Source organism: Tistlia consotensis USBA 355 (genome assembly GCF_900177295.1).
GTDB lineage: Bacteria > Pseudomonadota > Alphaproteobacteria > Kiloniellales > DSM-21159 > Tistlia > Tistlia consotensis.
Genome location: NZ_FWZX01000022.1, coordinates 1 through 20,886, shown reverse-complemented (window position 1 = coordinate 20,886; position 20,886 = coordinate 1). Strand labels below are relative to the sequence as shown.

Below are 20,886 nucleotides of genomic sequence, written 5' to 3'. Positions count from 1 at the left end.
CTTATTCAACCGGAAATTTCGACCACCAGTGTTAATGGTGTGTTAACACTCTAGGAGTCCAACCGCTCCGAGCGTCATGATGCAGCCTCTGGTAACCCCTTGGAGGCGTCGTCATGACCGCTACGAATCTGTTCTCCACCGCGCGCGACCTATCAAACGGCCACCGGATATGCACCGGCATGGTCAACCATGCCGAGGCCTGGGCCGAGCGCAACGGCCTCAGTCTCATCCTGCACGGCGACCTCACGGGCCTTCCAGAGGTGAACGCGAGCTACCGGCACCTCGGCTGGTTCGGCCTGATGCCGATGTTCAACCCGGCGCGCTTCGAGGGCGGCGAGGCCTTCTGGATCGAGGGGCGCGACCGGGACGGACGCTGCCTGACCGTGCAGGCGGCGCGCCACTACCACCTGAACGGCTCGCTGACCGAGGCGCTCGAGGATCTCAGCCTGTTCTACAGCCCGCATGAGCGCGCCAGCGCCGGCGAGAGCTGCACCTGCACGGTGCCCGAGGCCGAGACGATCACCGGATCGCTGGTCTATTCCGGCAGCACCTTCGCGCATCCCGACCTGCGCGGCCGCGGCGTCGCGAAGGTCATGCCGCGTCTCTCGCGCGCTCTCGCATGGCTGCTCTGGCGCCAGCGCACGACCATCTCCATGGTCGATCCCGTGCTGATCGAGAAGGGCGTGGTCGCCGCCTACGGCTATCGCCGGATCGGCCGCGACATCATCTGGCGCGGCTCGGTCGACCAGGGCGACCTCGACCTGGCGCTGATCTGGATGGACGAGGAGGAGGCGATGGCCGACGCCAGCCGGATCATCGAATCGGCAGAAGCGCGGGTCTGACCTCGCTGACCACGACCAGTGCAGGCTTGCCGTTCGCCAGGGAGGTCAGGAGGAGCACACGATCGTAGTTCACGCGGATCCCGGGGGGCGTCGGGGTCGAGCGATGCGATGACGGCATCGACGAAATGGCGCCTGGGAACGTCCCCGGAGACCGCATCGGCATAGTGATGGGCACACCAGGCGCTGTAGGCCTCGTCGTGCTGCCCGACGGCATCGTGGCGCCGGCCGAGCGAGCGCCGCACCCAGGCGCGGCCGAACCGACGGCAGTGGCCGTCGCCGATGAAGGCATAGTAGAGGCCGGCATCCGCGCCCTGGCGCAACACGATCGCCCGGTCGAGCAGGCCGATCTCGTCGAGCGCGCCGGCGAACTCGCCGTTGAAGCGATGGCCGAAGCGATCCCAGGCCGCGACGACCTCCGGCATCCGGCCGCCGTCGCGCCGGTCGGGGGGCGCGGCGAGCGCCGTGTAGCCGGAGAAGGACACCACGTTGGCCGGGCGGTCGCGGTAGGCGGCCAGCTCCTGCAGCCGCCGCTGGGCGGTCTCGCGATCGTCGTGCAGCTCGTCGAGCTGCCACTTCGGCGCCTTGACGATCAGCCGCAACGGCTCCTTCGTCTCGGCCACCTCGGCGGCGGCCGTGTCCAGGCTGTCGAGATCCAGTTTCAGCGTCCGCATCTCTAACGCTCTTCTTCGGTCGGCTCGGCGAGGATCAGCGCGATACGTCGGAATTGGTCGATCGTGACGACCTGTTCAATACGCAGCAGCATCTGGCCCGGCCCGACGGAGCGGATCTGGAAGCTCTCCGGCGGCCGCTCCGGTACGGCGTGGCGCTCGCTGGCGACGTCGCGCGGCCCGGTGCCGTAGGCCAGGAAGTCCACGCTGGTGCCGAGCGCCTGGGCGAGCTCGGGCAGGCGGCGCGGCCGCTGCGAATCGCCCTGCTCGATCGTGTGTACCGTCTGCTGCGACATGCCGACCAGTTTTCCCAAGGCTGCCTGCGTCAGGCCACGCGATTGCCGCAAGCGACGGACGCGCTCGCCGAGCGTCTCACCGCCTTCCGACAACCCCAGCTCCTTCGTCTCGACAGCGTTCATGGTCAGCATTATCGCTTTCTCGGTGACCTTACTACTTTTTTGGTTTGATTCAAAATGTGCACATTCGGCGGGGCGGGCGCCCGGCGCTCAGTAGTCCCATTTCCAGTTCACGCTGGCGTTGCTGCCGTTGGCGGCGCCGACCTCGCTCTCGACCGTGATGTTCGGCGTCAGGTCCCATTCGACGATCGCCGTCGAGCTGCCGGGTGTCGCGCCCTGCTGGGCGCCGATGAAGACGTCGTCGCTGATATACTTGCCGACCTTGAGGCTGCCCAGGTCGCTGCCGCTGTCGCCCGGCGCGAAGCTCAGCACGTCGACGCCGAGGGTGCGCCGCGCCAGGTCCATGATGCCGCCGCTGCTGCCCTCCAGGGTCGCGGCGGCCTGCGCCAGCTGCACCGCCTCGCCGGCCGACAGCTTGCCGCTCGACTTGCCGAACAGGACCCGCGCCAGGATCTCGTCCTCCGGCAGGTCGGGGCTCGAGGTGAGGCCGATCTGCGGGTCGCTGACCGAGCCGGTGATGTTGATGTTCGCGGTCAGCGACTCGCTCTGGTAGGTCGCGGTGATGTTGAGCTGCGGGTCGGGCGTGGCCGAGCCGAGGAACTGGATCGTCGAATTCGGGCTCAGCGTGAAGACCCGGCCGGCGAAGTCGAAGGAGCCGCGCACGGGGCTGAGCTGCCCCCGGATGCGCGGCTGCTCGGCGGTGCCGGCGATCTGCAGCGTGCCGCGCCATTCGGAATCGAGGCCGCGGCCGCGCACGAAGACCTGGCCCGGGATCGTGACGTCGACTCCCAGGGACAGCCACTGCAGGCCGTCGATGCCTGGGGTCTTGCCGTCGCCTTGCGGTTCCGGCGGCCCGGGGGTCTTGTCGTTGACGTTGACCACCTTGAGCTCGGTGACCGAGGGCGGCAGGGCGTTGATCAGCCGGATCTCGGTCGGCAGCACCCGGACGTTGCCCGCCAGGCTGGCGCCCTCGGTCGTGCCCTTGAGGGCCAGGTCGGCGTCGACTGAGCCGTTGACGTCGTCGCGCTGCACCAGGTGGGCCTTGTCGGCCTTCAGGGTCAGATCGAAGCGCGGCGCCTTGCCCGAGAGGTCGACGATGCCCTGGGCGTTCAGGCTGCCGCCCTCGCTGTCCCGGCCCGAGAAGCGCTTGATCTCGATCCGCTCGCCCTGGCCGTCGATCTCCAGGGTGACCGGCTTCAGGCTCATGCCGAGCAGGTAGTTCTCGTAGAAGCCGTCTTCGATCGAGACGCTGCCCGAGGCGACGGGGGCGGCCAGCGTGCCGTCGAGCCCGAAGTCGATCTTGCCCTGGCCGCCGAAGCGCACGGTATCGACCGGCACCACGGCCATCAGCTGCTCGACCTGCCCGTCCCAGTTGGCGCGCAGCTTCAGCGGCCGGTCGGGCGGCAGGCTCACCGAAAGCGGTGCCGTGGTGACCAGCAGCGGCAGCTCGGCGCGCAGCGTCAGCGGCGCCTTGGCGAATCCGGAGATGCGGCCGTCGGCGCTCAGCCGGCCGTCGGCCAGGCGGCCGTCGATCCTGGCGTCGAGCGGCGGCACGTCGCTGCCGTTCCCGGCATCGAGCTGCAGCCCGCTGGCGACCAGGGTCAGCGTGCCCTTCGGGCGCGGCGGCGGGCCGCTCAGCCGCGCCGTCAGGTCGACCTTGCCCAGGGGCTCCAGCGTCGGCTCGGCGAGCGCCGCCAGGCGGACCGGCAGGTCCTCGGCCCTCAGCGTCGCGTCGAGCTTGCCGGGCTGGAGGTCGGCATCGAGCCGGATCCGCCCCTCGGCGACGCCCAGGTCGAGGCCCGCAACCTGCATGCGGTCGCGGTCGAGCAGCAGCCTCGCCGGCGACTTCAGGGAAAGCTCCTCCTTGCCCAGGCTCGCCTGCAGCGCGGTCAGGCGGACCCGCGTCGCCTGGTCGAGCGAGAGCTCGGCCCGGCCCGAGGCCTCCAGGTCCTGCTGCAGCGCCTTGCCGGCGAGCGACGCCTCGAGCCTCAGCTTCTCCAGGCTGCCCTCGGCCTTCGCGGTCAGCCGCTTCAGGGCGACGTCGGGGGCGGCCAGATCGCTGGCCGTCACCTCCGCCGTCAGCGCCGGAGTCCCGGTCAGGTCGCGGCCGCTGGCGGTCAGCTCCAGGCTGCCGAGCGTCATGCCGGCGGCCTGCAGGCCCTGGGCCCTGGCCGTCGCGCGCGCGCCCTGGTGGCCGGCCTCGGTCTTCAGGGTGACGGCGGCGTCCAGCGAGCCGGCGAGGTCCGCGCCGACCAGCGGCGTCAGGGTTGAGAGGTCGGCGAGCGACAGCTTCAGGCTGCCGTCGGCCGTGCCGCTCGGCAGGTCGGCGGCGAGGTCGCCGCTCAGCCGGTCCCGGCCGTGCGTCAGCGACAGCTTGTCGAGCCGCGCGGTCCGGCCGGCCAGGGCGTAGTCGAAAGCGCCCTTCAGCGGCCCGGCGCCGGTCGCCGCGGCCAGGTCGACGTGGCCCCGGGGGCCGTCGGGCAGGCCGGTCGTGGTGCCGTCGATCTTCAGGATGTCGGCCCGCGTGTCCTGGTAGGACAGGCCCTCGCCGCGCAGTGCCCAGACCGCCTGCGGCGCGGCGAGCGGGCCGAAGGCCGTGAGATCGAGGGTCGCGGCGCCGGACAGCGGCAGGCCGGCGTCCTGCAGCACCGCCAGGCGGGGCAGGGCGAGCGAGGCCGTCAGGTCGAGCTGGTCGTCGGCCGGCGACAGCGAGCCCTCGGCGTGCAGCCGCAGCGGTGTCTGGCTGCCCTGCGCCGGCTTGCCGTCCCGGGCCGCCCCGACCGGCGTGCCGCTCAGTTCGGCCGCCGTCAGCCGGATCCGGCCGTCGGCGGTGCGCTCGGCCTGGGCGGTCAGGAGCGGCCGGGCACCGAGCAGTGCCTGGAGCGCCGGCTGGCCGAGCTGCAGGTCCTGTGGCGCGGCCGACAGGCTGGCCTGGCCGCTGCCGTCCGGCCGCAGGCTGCCGTCGAGCGCGATCGAGAGGCTGCCGCCCAGGTCCAGGCCGGCGAGCCCCGAGAGGCGCGAGAGATCGCCCTCCTCGAGCCGCGCGGTCAGCTTTCCGCTGCCCGCCTCGTCTCCGGCGAGCCGGTAGCGGCCCTGGCCGGTCAGCCGCAGCGGTCCGCTGACCAGCTCGAGGCTGTCGAGCGTCATGGCCTGGTCGCTTGGCGCGGCGACCAGCGTCAGGCGGGTCTCGGGCGCGAGCAGGCCGGTCGCCGCCGGATCGCCGAGCGGTCCCTTGCCGGTCAGTTCGAGCCGCGCGCGCGCGCCGCCGGAGAGCGGCGCGTCGAGCGCCAGTTCGCGGCTGTCCAGCTGCAGCTCCAGCGTCTCGAAGCCCAGCCCGTCGTCGCCGGCCAGGACGGGCCGCTCGAGGCTGCCCTCGGCGGTCAGGGTGGCGCGCTGGCCCCGCTTCTTCGCCGTGATCGCGATCCGGCCGCCCTGCAGGCTCAGCCCGGGCAGGAGCTCCCGGAGCGGCGCCGGATCGCCGAGCGTCAGCTGGAGCTGCGCATCGGCCCGGTCCTCGGCGAGCGCGGCCTCGGCCCGGCCGCTCGCCGCCAGGCTGCCGCTCGACAGGTCCCTGACCGTCAGCGTCGCCCTCTGCGTGTCGGCGGCGTAGTCGGCGGCGAGGTCGAGGGAGAGGGCCGGCCGGACCCAGGCCGCCGCCTCGGCGGGGAAGTCGGATCCGGGGATCGCCTTGCCGCTCAGGGTCAGCGACAGCGGTTGCAGCGAGTCGAGGCCGAGCCGGCCGGAGGCCGTGACCACCGGGCCGGCCTCGGCACGCCATTGGCCCTGCCAGCCGGGCAGGGGCCCGTCCCCGGACAGGGAGAAGGCCAGCCCGGGCGCGCCCGGCAGGCCCGAGACCCGGCTGATCCGCCCTCCGGCCGGGGCCGAGGCGTCGAGCGACACCGACAGGTTCCGGTCGGCCAGGCGATAGATCGCCTTGGCCGCGACCGAGCCCTGGCCGTCGCGCTCGGCGATGCGCAGATGCGAGTCGATCAGGCCCTGCTGCTCGGCGGCGAGCGCGCCCTCGATCGACAGGTCGAGCGGCTCGCCGGCGACCGGCGCCGCGAGCGCCAGCTCGCCGACCTCGAGGCGGTCGAGGCGGATCGCCAGCGGCAGGGTCGGCAGGGTGAAGCCGCCCGGCGTCGGCTCGGCGGGGGCCTTGCCGGCCGGCAGGCGGGTCAGGGCGATGCGGCCGGCCGAGAGCCGCGCGACGTCGAGCGTGCCGCCGAGCAGGGCGAGCGGCGACCAGTCGAGCTCGATGCGGTCGCCGGTCAGCCAGGTGCCCTGGGCGTCGCCGAGGCGCAGGTTCTCGACCACCAGCCGGCCCGGCGGGGCGCCGTCGATGCGGCCGATCCCGAGCCTGAAGTCGGGGCCGCTGGCCGCGGCGACGACGGCATCGCGCAGCAGGTCCCGGCCGCCCTGGAGCTGCAGGGCCGCGAGCAGCAGCCCGACCAGGCCGAGCAGCACCAGCGGCAGCGCCAGCAGGCTCCGGAGCAGCAGCCGCACAGGCCGCCGCCCGCGGCCCCGGCTGCCGGCACCGGGCGCGCCCTCCGGCACCGGTCGATCGCTCGCGCGCAAGGGGCCCTTGTCCTCCGCCATCAGAAGGCCTGCCCGATCGACAGGTAGAACTGGAAGAAATCGTCGATTCCGGGGCGCGGATTGAGCGGGAAGGCGAGGTCGAGGCGCAGCGGGCCGATCGAGGTGAAGTAGCGGAAGCCGATGCCGGCCGCCCACTGCAGGTCCTGGCCGAGGTCCGGCAGGCGCTGGTCGTAGACCTGGCCGCCGTCGACGAATGGCACGATGCCGTAGTCGTCGAGGAAGCGGAAGCGCAGCTCCAGGCCGCCCTCCAGCACCGACAGGCCGCCCGTCGGGTCGCCTTCGCTGTCGAGCGGGCCGACGCTGCGGAACTGGTAGCCGCGCAGGCTGGCACCGCCGGCGTAGAAGCGCTTGGTCGCCGGCACCTCGCGGTTGTCGGCCAGGGTCAGGGTGCCGAAGCGCCCGCGCGCCGCGAGCACCAGGCTGTCGTCGTCGAAGGGCGCCCAGTAGGTCGAGCCGCTCGCCTCGTTGACGATGAACAGGTCCTGCAGGTTGTCGCTGTTCAGCCAGGGCGCGGTGCCGAGGGTCAGCTCGATGCCGCTGGTCGGGTTCAGCACGTTGTCGCGGGTGTCGTAGGTCAGGGTCAGCGGCGCGCCGACCAGGGCGAAGCGCGAGCTGGAGAACTGATCGGTGATCTCCGACAGCTCGAAGGCGAGCCCGGCGCGGCCACTCCAGTGCTCGGAGAGCTTGCGGTCGAGGCCGCCGAAGTTGTCGAAGGAGAGCGCGTTGTAGGCGTCGCTGCGCTCCCGGCTGAAGGAGCTCTGGCCGATCAGGCTCTGGTCGAGCGCCAGGAAGTTCGGCTTGCGGAAGTCCGCGCTCAGCGCCTGCAGCAGCAGCGACGCCTTGGCGGTCAGCTGCAGGTTCTCGCCCTCGTGGAACAGGTTGCGGTGCTCCCAGCTGGCCTTGAGCTGGAAGCGGTCCTGGGCGCTGGTGACGCCGGCGCCCAGCGCCACGCTGCGGTGCTTGCTCTCGGCCAGGGTCGCCTTGACCGGTGCGACGCCGTCGCCCGGCGGGCTGTCCGGCGGCTCCAGCAGCACGGTGTCGAAGAGATGCGTCTCGATGATGCGGCGGCGCACCTTCTCCATCTCGCGGCGGTCGAAGACCGTCCCCTTCGGCCACTGCACGATGCGCCGCAGGTAGTCCTCGGAGACGTCGGTCAGGCCGTCGATGGCGAGCGGCCCGAAGTCGACCCTGGGGCCGGTGTCGACGGTCAGCTGCGCATCCATGACCGTGCGCGCGTGGTCGACCAGATAGCGGCGCTGGACGATCCGGGCGTAGGGGTAGCCGTGGTTGCCGAGCCGGCGGATCAGGCGGTCCTCGGCCTGCTTGATCGGCTCGGCGCGGGCCCGCATGCCGATGTTGAGCTCCAGGTCGGCGGCGTCGTGGGGTGCCTTCGGGCCGGGGTCCGAGGGGCGGTAGTCGATGCTGTAGGACTCCAGCAGGTACTCCATGCCGGGCTCGACGGTCAGCGTGACCCGGGCCGGCCGGCTGTCCGCCTCGACCCGGCTTTCGATCTTGCCGTCGAAGTAGCTCTGCGAGTGCAGCACCGACTCCAGCCGGCTCACGTCGTCGCGGATCCGCCGGCGCAGGGCCGCCATGGTGTCCGGCGGCCGGTCCTGCAGCGCGATCAGCTGCGAGACCTCCTCGAGCTGGCCCTGCAGGTCGCCCGGCAGGTCGCCCGCGATCGAGACCTCGTAGGGCACGGACTCGTCGCCCGGCGCGCGCTCGCCGGCGGCCGGCATCGCCGTCGCCGGCGACTGCCCGGCGGCCGTGGTCGTGTCCTCCGGGTCCGGGCCTTCGGCGGCCGCCGGCCGGGCCAGCAGCGGCAGCAGCAGCACGAGGAGGACGGCGGGCAGGAGAGCGAGCCGGGGCGCGCGGCAGACCGGGCGTGGCTTGGCCGAAGGCTGGGGCGTCAGGCGTTTCAAAGATGCCACTGGAAGGCTGTCGGTCCCTGCTCGTCTCGCCTCAACCTAGCTCGCGCCGCCGTCCAGATATAGCGTCGAGCCGGTCGCGCCAGCCCCAGGCGGCCGGCCGTTGCGCCTCGGCCCGCCGGTGCCTTTGACCTGGGGCGCCGTCCGGCTATGGTGTCGCGCCCCGGCCGCGCCGGCCCCCGATCACCCGACGAGCACCATGACCGAACGCCCGCTGCAGCTGTTCAATTCCCTCGGCCGCCGGCTGGAGATCTTCCAGCCGATCGATCCGCACAACGTGCGCGTCTACAGCTGCGGGCCGACCGTGTACCACTTCGCGCACATCGGCAACCTGCGCGCCTACGTCTTCACCGACACCCTGCGCCGCGCCCTGACGCTCAAGGGCTGGAACGTCACCCACGTCATCAACATCACCGACGTCGGCCACCTGACCTCGGACGCCGACGAGGGCGACGACAAGATGGACCTCGCGGCGCGGCGCGAGAACAAGACGATCTGGCAGGTCGCGGCCTACTATACGGAGGCCTTCTTCCGCGACCTGGAGCGCCTCGGCATCCTGCAGCCTTCGGTCTGGCCGCGCGCCACCGACCACATCCAGGAGATGATCGACTTCGCGCTCGCCCTGGAGGCCGGCGGCTACACCTACCAGCTCGAGGACGGCCTCTACTTCGACACCGCCAAGGCCAGCGACTACGGCCGTCTCGGCCTGCTCGACCTGGAGGGCCAGGAGGCCGGCAAGCGGGTCGCCGGGCCCGGCGGCAAGCGCAACCCGTCCGACTTCGCGATCTGGCGCCGGTCGCCGAGCGACCAGCAGCGCCAGATGGAGTGGCACTCGCCCTGGGGTGTCGGCGCGCCGGGCTGGCACCTCGAATGCTCGGTCATGTCCTTCAAGTACCTGGGCGAGCAGTTCGACATCCACACCGGCGGCATCGACCACCGCCAGGTCCATCACTGCAACGAGATCGCCCAGAACCAGGGCTACACCCGCTCGGAGCGGAGCGGCGCGAACCTCTGGATGCACAACGAGTTCCTGATCGTCCGCCAGGCCAAGATGTCGAAGTCGAGCGGCGACTTCCTGACGCTGCAGAGCCTGGTCGACCAGGGCCTGCATCCGGCCGCCTACCGCCTGTTCCTGCTGACCGCGAGCTACCGCTCGGAGCTCGAGTTCGACTGGGAGGCGATCGTCGGCGCGCGCACCCACCTGCGCCGGCTGCTGCGCCGGGTCGGCGAGCTGAGAGCCGAGGTTCCCGAGGCCGCCGCCATCGTGCACCTGGCCGGGGAGCACCGCGCCTCGCGCGGCGGCGCCCTGACCGGCCTGATCGCGGCGCTGGCCGAGGGCCTGTCCGAGGCCGAGCGGAGCTGGGTCGACCGGCTCGACGAGGCGCTGTCCAACGACCTCGCGACCCCGGTCGCGCTGACCCTGCTCGGCGAGCTGCTGTTCGACAGGAAGCTCAGGCCCGAGGCGGCGCTGCGCCTGGCGGCGGTCTACGAGCTGGCGCTCGGCCTGGGCCTGCTGACCTATGCGCCCGAGGACCTGGCGATCAAGCCGGCCGGCCGCACCGTGACCGAGGCGGAGATCGAGGCGCGCCTCGCCGAGCGGCAGGAGGCGCGCAAGGCCAAGGACTTCGCCCGGGCCGACGCGATCCGCGACGCTCTGCTGGCCGAGGGCGTCGCGCTGCGCGACGAGCCGGGCGGCACGGCCTGGGAGTGGCTGCCGCTGCCGGCCTGAGGCGGGCGGCCGGGCGCGTCAGGCGTCGCGGTTGGTCAGGCTGGCCCAGTCGACCGGCCTGTTGCGGTCCAGGCTGCGGGTCACCGTCGGCAGCGGGTACTTCAGGCCGGTCGCGCAGTTGAACAGCACGACCTCGGCCTCGGGCTGCAGCCAGCCGCGGTCGAGGGCGGCGAGCCAGGCCGCGAAGGTCGCCGCGCCCTCTGGGCAGAGCAGCAGCCCTTCGCGGCGCGCGACCTCGTCACGGGCCGCGAGGATCCGCTCGTCGTCGACCGCGATGGCGAAACCGCCCGACTCGCGGACCGCGCGCAGGATCAGGAAGTCGCCGATCGCGACCGGTACGCGGATGCCGGCGGCGACGGTGTGGGCGTCCTGCCACAGCGGGGCGTGCTCCTCGCCGGCCTCCCAGGCCTTGACGATCGGCGCGCAGCCGCTGGCCTGGACGGCGATCATCTTGGGCCGCTCGGAGCCGATCCAGCCGAGCCTCTCCAGCTCGTCGAAGGCCTTCCACATGCCGATCAGGCCGGTGCCGCCGCCGGTCGGATAGAAGATCGCGTCGGGCAGGCGCCAGCCGAGCTGCTCGGCGAGCTCCAGGCCCATGGTCTTCTTGCCCTCGATCCGGTAGGGCTCCTTCAGGGTCGAGACGTCGAACCAGCCCCGCGCCGACCTGCCCTCGCCGACCAGCTTGCCGCAGTCGTTGATCAGGCCGTTGACGCGCAGCACCGTGGCCCCCTGGGCCTCGATCTCCGAGAGGTTGATCTCCGGCGTGTCGGCCGGGCAGAGCACGGTCGAGGTCAGTCCGGCACGGCTGGCGTAGGCGGCCAGGGCGGCGCCGGCGTTGCCGTTGGTCGGCATGGCGAGGTCCGTGACGCCCAGCTCCTTGGCCATCGAGACCGCCAGCGCCAGGCCGCGCGCCTTGAACGAGCCGGTCGGCAGCCGGCCCTCGTCCTTGACCAGCAGGCGGCCGTCCGGCAGGCCGAGGTCGCGGCCGATGCGGTCGAGCGCGATCAGCGGCGTCTCGACCTCGCCCAGGCTGATCCGGTTCTCGGGGGCCGCGACCGGCAGGAACTCGGCATAGCGCCAGAAGCCGCCGGACCGCCGCCCCGCAAGGTCGCGCTTGCTCAGCGCCTTGCCGAGGGCGGCCAGGTCGTAGCGCACCAGCAGGGGTTTTCCGCTATCGGAAAGGTTGTACTTCCTTCCCGGGGCATACTCTCGTCCGGTCTCGGAGCATTCCAGATGAGTGACAAAGTTTGGTAAACGGCCCAAGGTGTCTGCTCACAGTTTGATTAACCAAGGTCTCAAGAATAGCGCCTGCCGGCCGCCTCGTCACATCTCGAATATATCCCGCTCAACCCCTTGCCTGCACCGATCGTGCGTGAAGTGCGCGGGGCAGTGCAATTAACTCTCGTGTAAATTAAACTGTAAACGATAGGTTAACAGATTTCGCTGGCGCACACAGTGGCGGCCGGCTATCTTTCGCCAATGGATTGAAAAGGGCCTGTCGAGGGCAGCGGCCCATCTCTTGGGGGAAGCTGGGGCATGTCGTTGAACGAGGGGGCGAACGGCGCCGGAATCCTGCGGCGGCGACGGCCGGTCGGCGCGACCGGGGCTCACTCGCACATGCTGCTGCTCGAGCCGCGCGTGCTCCTCGATGCCGCGGCGGTCGTGACGATCGACCACGTCGCCGACAACAGCCAGCACGAGACCCAGGCCGACGTCGACAGCCACCCGACGCAGCAGCCGGCCGCCACCGCGACCGACAGCGGCGCCTCGACCGCTGCGCCCGCCGATGTCGCGATCACCAGCGACGGCACGGCCGACGGGCACGAGGCCGGCAGCCAGGACAGCGGCAGGACGGCCGACGGCAGCACCGGCGACACGGCGGCTGGCGGCACCGTCACGACCACCGACGGCACCGCCGCGGGCGATGCCGGCGGCCTCGTGCCGACGGCGGTCACCGCCGCACCCGACGACCGCCGCAGCGACGTGCAGCAGATCGTCTTCGTCGACAGCCGGGTCCAGGACGCCGACCCAGATCCGCATCCTCTCGGTCGACGGCGGCACCCTGACCCAGGCCGACGGCAGCCCGATCACGCTGGGTGACTCGGGCACCACGCTGACGGTGAGCGGCGGTCACGTCGACCTGCGCTTTACGCCGGCCTCGAACCGCGACAGCAACGCGACCTTCCGGTACGTCGTCGTCGATCCGGCCGACAGCAGCCTGCACTCGACCGCCTCGACCGCGACGGTGACGATTCATGCGGTCAACGACGCGCCGGACCTCGGCGGCAACGCCATCCTGGCGCCGATCGCGGAGGACATCTCCAGCACCGCCAACCACGGCTCCAGCGTCGCCGACCTGCTGACCGGCTCGGGCTACACCGACGTCGACTCGGGCGCCCTCGGCGGCGTCGCGGTGGTCGGCGCCGACGACGGCAGCGGCGGCGGCACCTGGCAGTTCTCGACCGACGACGGCACGACCTGGACCGGCATCGTCAGCCCGAGCGACGGCTCGGCGGTGCTGCTGGCGAACGACGGCCACACCTACGTGCGCTTCCAGCCGAACGCCGACTTCAACGGCACGGTGACGCTGACGCTCCGCGCCTGGGACCAGACCAGCGGATCCAACGGCGAGACGGTCGCGATCTCCTCGACCGGCGGCGACAGCGCCTTCGGCGTCAGCAGCCGCACGGCGACGCAGGTCGTGACCGCGGTCAACGACGCGCCGGTCCACAGCGACACCTCGACGGTCGTGCTGCCGCCGATCGTCGAGGACGTCTCCGACATCGACAACGCCGGCTTCGCCGTCGCCTCGCTGATCACGATCAACGGCCAGGACCGGGCGACCGACGTCGACGGCGACAGCCTGGGCATCGCCGTCACCGCGCTCGGCGGCCTCAGCGGCACCTGGCAGTACTCGACCGACGGCACCCACTGGAGCGACGTCGGCCCGGTCTCGGAAAGCCAGGCGCTGCTGCTCTCGTCGGCGGCGAAGCTGCGCTTCAGGCCGGACAGCAACCTCAGCGGCGAGGCGACCCTGACCTACGTGGTCTGGGACGGCTCGCTGGGCACCATCGGCACCAAGGTCGACGCCTCGACGCGCGGCAACGCGACGCCCTTCAGCCTCGCCTCGGCGACGGCCTCGCAGCCGGTCACGCCGGTCAACGACGCGCCCAGCGTCAGCGCGGCCAGCGTCAGCTTCGCCGAGAACCAGACCTACACCCTGCAGCTGACCGACCTGGTCGCGAGCGACCCCGACAACACCAGCGAGCAGCTGATCTTCCGGGTCGAGTCGCTGCCGTCGAACGTGCGCATCACCAAGACCATCGGCGGCACCGACGTGACGGCGACGATCGGCGCCCTGTTCAGCTATCAGGACGTCGTCGACGGCCTGATCAAGTTCCGCTATTCCGGCAGCAACCTGAGCTCGGACTACAGCGCCGGCTTCACCTATTCGGTTCGCGACGGCGCCGGCGGCGAGCTGACCGCCCAGGCCTTCACGGTCCACGTCACCGACGTCAACGCCGCGATCTCGGTTTCCAGCACGGCGATCAGCGTCAACGAGCGGATCGGCCCGGAGGCGACCGACTACTCGACCGTCGCGCTGACCGCCGCCGATGCCGACGGCGACGCCAGCCTGATCACCTACACGCTGAACAGCCTGCCGAACGGGGCGGTCGGCCGCCTGGTCATCGACAAGGGCGCCGGCTACGTCGACGCGGTGATCGGCGACACCATCACCCAGGCCGCCGTCAATGCCGGCAAGCTGCGCTTCATCCAGACCGGGGCCGAGCCGGAAGGCGCGCTCGCCTCGACCAGCTTCTCGGTCAGCGTCACCGACGGCAACACCCACCTGACCCCCTCGACGGCCGGGCCGACGACGGTCACGCTCAACGTCGCCGCGGTCAACGACCCGCCCGCGCAGTCCGGCGTCTCGAGCACGATGTTCACGGTCGACGAGGGCGGCAGCGCGACGATCGGCGGCCACGGCGCGGGCCAGGTCAACCTCGACATCGCGGACCCGGACTCGGTGCGCGCGCGCGTCACCTACACGGTGATGACGGGCCCGAGCAAGGGGGCGCTCTATCTGGACGGCGTGCGCCTCGGCGACGGCGCCACCTTCACCCAGGCCGATGTCGATTCCGGCAAGCTGCTGTACCGCCACGACGGCGCCGAGCCGGACTCGAACCCGAGCACCGCCGACGATTCCTTCACCTACAAGATGCGCGACGGCGACGGCGCGGCGGTCGACGGCACCTTCGACATCAACGTGACGCCGCTCAACGACCCGACGGTCGACACGATCGGGCGGATCTCGCAGCTGGTCGGCAGCAGCTCGACGCTGAGCGGATCGACCCTGACCTTCACCGACGCCGACACGGCGGCCGGCGCGATCACCTACACGATCACCGGCGGCGTGCCGGCCAACGCGCAGTTCGAGCTGTCGACCAACGCCGGGGTCGCGGTCACCAGCTTCACCCAGGCTGACATCGACGCCGGGCACGTCGTCTTCGTGTCGAGCGCCCTGGCGACGGCCGGCAGCTACGCCGCGACCTTCACGGTGTCCGACGGCACGACGACCAGCCAGGCGCAGGTCCTGCCGATCGTGCTGCTGACCCAGTCGCAGGTCGACAGCAGCACCGGCGGCGGCAGCGCCACCACGGCCGGCGGCAACTCGCCCGGCCTCTCCGCCAACAGCCAGCTGATCGTCTCCGAAGGCTCGGCCGGCAACGTCATCGCCAGCAGCTACCTCGCCGCGGGCGACGGCGACACCGCGGCGGCCGGCCTGACCTACACCGTCACCACGGCGACCGCCCACGGCACGCTCTATCGCAACGGCGTCGCGCTGACGGTCAACTCGACCTTCACCCAGGCCGACATCGACGGCGGCCTGATCACCTACAGCCACGACGGCAGCGAGACGACCAGCGACTCCTTCGTCTTCAGCGTCTCGGACGGCGACGCCAACACGCCCGACGCGACCGGCCGGACCTTCAGCATGCTGGTGACGCCGGTCAACGACCAGCCGGACATCACCCAGAGCTCGACGACGCTCTCGCTTGCCGAGGCCGACGACGTCGCCACGGTCTACACCAGCAAGGACCTCAGCGGCATCGACAACGCGGTCGCGCTGACCAGCGCGAACTTCTCGCCGGTCGACCCCGACAGCTCGGCGACGCAGCTCGTCTACGTCATCGACCAGCTGCCGGGCGGCGGCTCGATCCGGGTCTGGGACAGCGCCAACAGCGTCTGGGTGGCGCTCGCCGCCGGCGACCGCTTCACGCCGAGCCAGGTCACCGCCGGCGAGGTCGCCTATTTCCACGATCCGAACAGCGAGCCGGACGCCGCCACCGACCTGGTCAAGGTGCGGCTGACCGACCAGGCGAGCAACGTGCCGGGCGGCGGCGAGTCGACCAGCGCGCAGTACACGCTGAATTTCAGCGTCAGCAACGTGAACGACGCGCCGCTCACCTCGGGCAGCTCCTTCACCGTCGCCGAGGGCGGCACCCAGGTGCTCGGCACCGCGCTGATCCACGCCAGCGACAGCGACGACGCGACCTCGACCCTGACCTACAAGGTCGAGAGCCTGCCGAGCCACGGCACGGTCGAGATCAATGGCGTGGCGGCGACGGCCGGGGCGACCTTCACCTATGCGCAGCTGACCGGCGGCCTGGTCACCTACGTCCACGACAGCAGCGAGAACTTCACCGACTCCTTCACCTACTCGGCGACCGACCCGCACAGCGCCCTGGGCAACACCTCGACCGTCTCGATCTCGGTCACGCCGGTCAACGACACGCCGACGATTGTCACCAACAGCGGCCTGCCGGGCACCGTCTCCTACGAGGGCGAGACGGCGACGATCACGACGGCGATGCTCAACATCACCGATCCGGACAACAGCAGCACCCAGGTCCAGATCCGCCTGACCAGCGCCGTGCAGTACGGCCGCCTGGTGCTCGACGACGGCAGCAGCCAGAAGACGCTGGGCGTCGGCAGCGCCTTCACGCTCGCCGATCTCGCCGCCAACAAGATCAAGTACATCCACGACAATAGCGAGAATCACACCGACGGCTTCAACTTCACCGTCTCCGACGGCTCCGGCGGCAGCGAGCCGAGCGCGACCTTCAACATCAACGTCGGCCCGGTGAACGACAGCCCGGTGCTGACCGCCCCGACCTCGGTGACGGTCAACGAGGACACCTCGGTCGTCATCACCGGCTTCTCGGTCTCCGACATCGACGTCTCGCAGACCACGAACGGCACGCTGACCCTGACCTTCGGGGTCGCCCACGGCACGCTGCAGCTGGTCTCGCAGTCGAGCGACGGCACCAGCGGCACCTTCTCGGTCAGCGGCAACGGCACCGGCACCCTGACCGTCACCGGCACGGTCGCCGAGCTGACCACGGCGCTGGGCAGCGGCGTCCGCTATCAGGGCACGCAGGACTTCAACGACCTGCGCGGCAGCGAATCGATGAGCGTCACGCTCTCGGACAACGGCAACAGCGGCCGCGACCCGGGTGACGGCAACAGCCCAGCGATCGTCAACACGCCGGACACCGGCACCTCCAGCACCCAGGTCGCGTCGGCGAGCGTGGCGATCGCCGTGCGCCCGGTGAACGACAAGCCGGGCATGACCTACGACGGCTCGGACTTCGACGGCCAGACGGTCAGCCTCAGCGTCAACGAGGACACGAACCTCGCGCTGTCCGGGATCGTCGTGACCGACATCGAGGCGCAGTATCCGGAGGCCAACGGCGTCAACGACGGCACCCTGCAGGTCACGCTGACCGCCTCCAACGGCACCCTGATCGTGCAGAACTCCGGCCTCAGCGCCGCCGTCGTCTCGGGCAGCGGCGGCTCGGCGGTGACCGTCGCCGGCAGCAAGGCGCAGATCGACGCCATGCTGGCCTCGGGCAACCTGGTCTACCGGGCGGCCCAGGACTACAACGGCTCGGCGACGATCACCGTGGCCACCAGCGACCGCGGCAACGAGGGCGCGGGCGGCATCCTGACCGCGACCGGCACGCTGGCGCTGACCGTCAACGCGGTCAACGACCCGCCGGTCGTCAACACCCCGCCGGCGATCACCACGCCGAACAAGGCGCAGATCGCCGAGGACGGCAGCTTCACCTTCAGCGGCAGCAACCAGGTCACGGTCGGCGACGTCGACGCCGGCGCCAACCTGAAGGTCACGCTGACGCTCAGCAACCTCGGCAACGAGAACAGCGTCCAGGGCAGCTCGCCCGGCATCCTCACCCTGGCGACGACCAGCAGCGTGACGGTGACCGGCAACGGCAGCGGCACGGTCGTGCTGACCGGCACGGCCACGGCGATCAACGCCGCGATGAACGGCATGGTCTATACGCCGGCCAGCAACGACTATGGCACCTTCCGGCTGACCGTGCTGGCCGACGACCAGGGCAACACCGGTTCCGGCGGCGCGCAGACGGCCTCCAGCGACATCGACATCCGGGTCACCTCGGTCGACGACGCGCCGGTCGTCTCGGTCAACGGCTCGGCCTTGAGCGGCACCGCCTCGTCGAACGCGGGCATCGTCGTGCTGGCCGAGGATGCCGGCTGGGTCGACGTCAAGGACGGCTCCGGCCATCCGATCGTCGTCTCCGACGTCGACCTGGCCGAGGACGGTGCGTCCTCGACCCTGACGGTCACCGTCTCGCTGCCCTCGTCGAACGGCGACCTGCGCTTCGACGCCGACCCGACGGGCGACGGCGTCTCGGTCGACAGCGTCACCGGCCTCGGCACGACGGCCGGCTTCACCTCGGTGACGATCAGCGGCACCGCCGCCCAGGTCAACGCCGCGCTGGCCCGCCTCGAGTACCAGCCCGACACCAACTTCAACACGCAGTACGGCTCGCCGAAGAGCGAGACGCTGCGCATCGTGGTCGACGACAACGGCCACTCGGCGCCGACCGTCGACGGCGTCGCCGGCAGCGGCGCGCCGCAGTCGGTCACCCGCGACCTGCCGATCACCGTCAGCGCGGTCAACGACGCGCCGGTGCTGACCACCGCCGGCGGCACGACCTTCGCCTATCCGGCCACCGAGAACGCCGCCCTGTCGATCACCGGCCTGTCGGTCGCCGACGTCGACGTGGCGCGCGGCGAGGGCTCGCAGAGCAACCCCCTGCAGGTGACGCTGAGCGCCGGCGCCAGCGGCGCCAGCCTGACGCTCGGCACGACGACGGGCCTCGCCTTCAGCAGCGGCAGCAACGGCGGCCAGAGCTTCACGATCCAGGGCACGGCGGCGGAGATCAACGCGGCCCTGGCGACCCTGACCTACCGCTCCGGCGAGGATCCGGGCACCAGCGACACCATCACCGTGACGCTGAGCGACCGCGGCAACCGCGGCAGCGGCGGCACGCTGACCGACAGCGCGACGCTCGACATCACCGGTATCACGCCGCAGAACGACGCGCCGGTGATCACCCGCCCGGCGACCGTGACCGCGACCGAGGACGTCTCCTTCGCCTTCACCGGCGCCGACGCGATCTCGATCAGCGACGTCGATGCGCGCAGCAATGCCGTCGACGTCACGCTCTCGGTGCCGGAGGGCACGCTGACCCTGGGCTCGACCAGCAACGTCAGCTTCCAGGCCGGCTCGAACGGCTCGGGCTCGATGACGATCCGCGGCACGGTGAGCGACCTCAACGCCGCGCTCGCGACCTTGAGCTATCTCGGCGCCAGCAACCGGAACAGCCAGAACATCGGCGGCACGGTCGCGCTGTCGGTCTCGGTCGACGACCGCGGCTACGGCGAGAACAACGGGGCCGCCGGCAGCTCCGGCACCGACAGCAAGAGCGTCGCGATCACCCTGACCCCGGTCAACGACGCGCCGGACGTCGCCGCCGCGACCGGCAGCTTCACGATCGGCGAGAACACCACGACCGCGATCACCGGCGTCAGCGTCGCCGACGCCGCCGACGTCGACAACAGCGGCTACACGACGGCCCAGGTGACCCTGGGCGCGACCTACGGCTCGCTCGACTTCACCTCGGCGACCAGCGGCGTCACCGCGACCGGCGCAGGCAGCCACTCGGTGACCCTGACCGGCACGATCGCCGACCTCAACACGGCGCTGGCCAAGCTGACCTACACGCCGGACACCGACTACACCGGCAGCGATTCGATCAGCCTCGCGATCAGCGACAGGGGCAACGTCGGCAGCGGCAACGTGCTGACCGACAGCGCGTCGATCGCCCTGACCGTCGGCGGCGCCAACGACGCGCCGGTCTTCGGCGGCCCGACCACGGCCTCGGTCAGCGAGGACGCGACCCTCACCTTCTCCTCGGGGAACGGCAACCAGATCACCCTCGCCGACGCCGACTCGCCGACCCAGGACGTGATGGTGCGCATCACGGTGACCAACGGCACGGCGACGCTCGGCACCACCAGCGGCCTCGACTTCGCCTTCACCGAGACGACGAACGCCTTCGGCGCGGACGGCGGCACGACGAGCGGCAGCGGCGACGGCACCGGCGACACGACCATGACCTTCAAGGGCACGCTGGCCGAGATCAACGCCGCCCTGAACGGCCTGCAGTACAAGCCGACCGGCGACTTCAACGGCCCGGCGACCGTGACCATCCTGGTCAACGACCTGGGCAACACCGGCACCGGCGGCGCCCAGGAGGTGACTCGGACGGTCGACGTCACGGTCGGCGCGGTCAACGACGCGCCGGTCGCCTCGGGCAGCGCGACCCTGTCCGCGATCGCGGAGAACAGCGCCGATCCCTCGGGGGCCACGGTCGCCAGCCTGGTGACGGCGAGCTTCGACGACTCGACCGACACGGTCTCGGGCGGGTCGAGCGCCAACGCCCTGGCCGGCGTCGCGATCGTCGGCAATGCGGCGAGCGGCAGCGAGGGCGTCTGGCAGTATTCGACCGACAGCGGCGCGCACTGGACGGCGGTCGGCTCGCCCTCCTCGTCCAGCGCGCTGCTGCTCAGCGGCTCGACCCTGGTCCGCTTCCTGCCGGCCTCGAACTTCAACGGCACGCCGGGCAGCCTGTCGGTCAAGCTGATCGACGACTCCTCGGGTGCCGTGACCAGCGGCGGCACGGTCGACCTTTCGGGCGGCAGCGCCACCGGCGGCACCACCGTCTACTCCTCCGGCTCGGTCGCCATCGGCACCTCGGTGACCGGCGTCAACAACGCGCCGGTCGCGAGCGACGCCAGCCTGACCACGGCCGAGGACGCGACCGGCGGGGGCTCGACCGTGGCCACGCTCTTCGCGAGCTCCTTCGACGACAGCGCCGACGAGGTGACCAGCGGCAGCGGTGGCAGCCATGCCAACACGCTGGCGGGCGTCGCGATCGTCGGCAACGCGGCGACGAGCACGCAGGGCGTCTGGCAGTACGACAGCGGCTCGGGCTGGACGGACATCGGCACGCGGGCCGACGGCAACGCGCTGGTCCTCAAGACCACGGACAGCATCCGTTTCGTGCCGGCAGCCGACTGGAACGGCACGCCGGGCAGCCTGAGCTTCCGCGTCATCGACAACTCCTCGGGTGCGGTGACGACCGGGACCCAGGACATCTCCTCGGCAACCGGCGGCATCACCGCGATCTCCGGCAACGCCGCGACGCTCTCGGGCTCGGTGACCGCCGTCAACGACGCGCCGGTGGCGAGCGGCTCGGCGACGCTGACGTCTGTGCCGGAGGATGCCTCGAGCCCGGGCGGGGCGACGCTGTC

General features: G+C 71.3%; 8 protein-coding genes. 3 read left to right on the top strand and 5 right to left on the bottom strand.

Translation table 11 applies throughout. From position 1 onward, the window contains the following. Positions 1-700 precede the first annotated feature (700 nt). From B9O00_RS32640 to B9O00_RS21785, 4 genes are all read right to left on the bottom strand, one after another. On the bottom strand, positions 701-1,441 hold the full coding sequence (locus B9O00_RS32640) for a hypothetical protein (RefSeq protein WP_159460290.1): 741 nt from the start codon (positions 1,439-1,441) through the stop codon (positions 701-703). 74 nt (positions 1,442-1,515) lie between these two features. Next, the gene (locus B9O00_RS21795) at positions 1,516-1,938 is read right to left on the bottom strand and encodes a helix-turn-helix domain-containing protein (RefSeq protein WP_085124854.1); all 423 of its coding nucleotides are present in this window, start codon (positions 1,936-1,938) and stop codon (positions 1,516-1,518) included. Positions 1,939-2,016: 78 nt separating this feature from the next. Continuing rightward, a complete protein-coding gene (locus B9O00_RS21790; RefSeq protein WP_159460289.1) occupies positions 2,017-6,522 on the bottom strand; it encodes a translocation/assembly module TamB domain-containing protein in 4,506 nt (1,501 codons plus the stop codon). Continuing rightward, positions 6,522-8,357, bottom strand: coding sequence for an autotransporter assembly complex protein TamA (locus B9O00_RS21785; protein ID WP_143596309.1), 1,836 nt, complete (start codon positions 8,355-8,357; stop codon positions 6,522-6,524). The genes B9O00_RS21790 and B9O00_RS21785 overlap by 1 nt, the downstream gene beginning before the upstream one ends. Positions 8,358-8,649: 292 nt before the next feature. On the opposite strand from B9O00_RS21785, the gene cysS reads away from it, so the two are divergent. Further along, positions 8,650-10,179, top strand: coding sequence for a cysteine--tRNA ligase (gene cysS / locus B9O00_RS21780; protein ID WP_085124851.1), 1,530 nt, complete (start codon positions 8,650-8,652; stop codon positions 10,177-10,179). An 18-nt stretch (positions 10,180-10,197) separates the two neighbouring features. On the opposite strand, the gene B9O00_RS21775 is transcribed toward cysS, so the two are convergent. Continuing rightward, positions 10,198-11,442, bottom strand: a complete 1,245-nt coding sequence (locus tag B9O00_RS21775) for a threonine synthase (RefSeq protein ID WP_085124850.1) — start codon at positions 11,440-11,442, stop codon at positions 10,198-10,200. 354 nt (positions 11,443-11,796) lie between these two features. Between B9O00_RS21775 and B9O00_RS21770 the strand changes: the two genes are divergently transcribed. After that, positions 11,797-12,279, top strand: coding sequence for an LEPR-XLL domain-containing protein (locus B9O00_RS21770; RefSeq protein WP_159460288.1), 483 nt, complete (start codon positions 11,797-11,799; stop codon positions 12,277-12,279). Positions 12,280-12,298: 19 nt separating this feature from the next. Continuing rightward, on the top strand, positions 12,299-20,886 hold an 8,588-nt coding region (locus B9O00_RS21765; protein ID WP_143596308.1), incomplete at its 3' end, for a beta strand repeat-containing protein.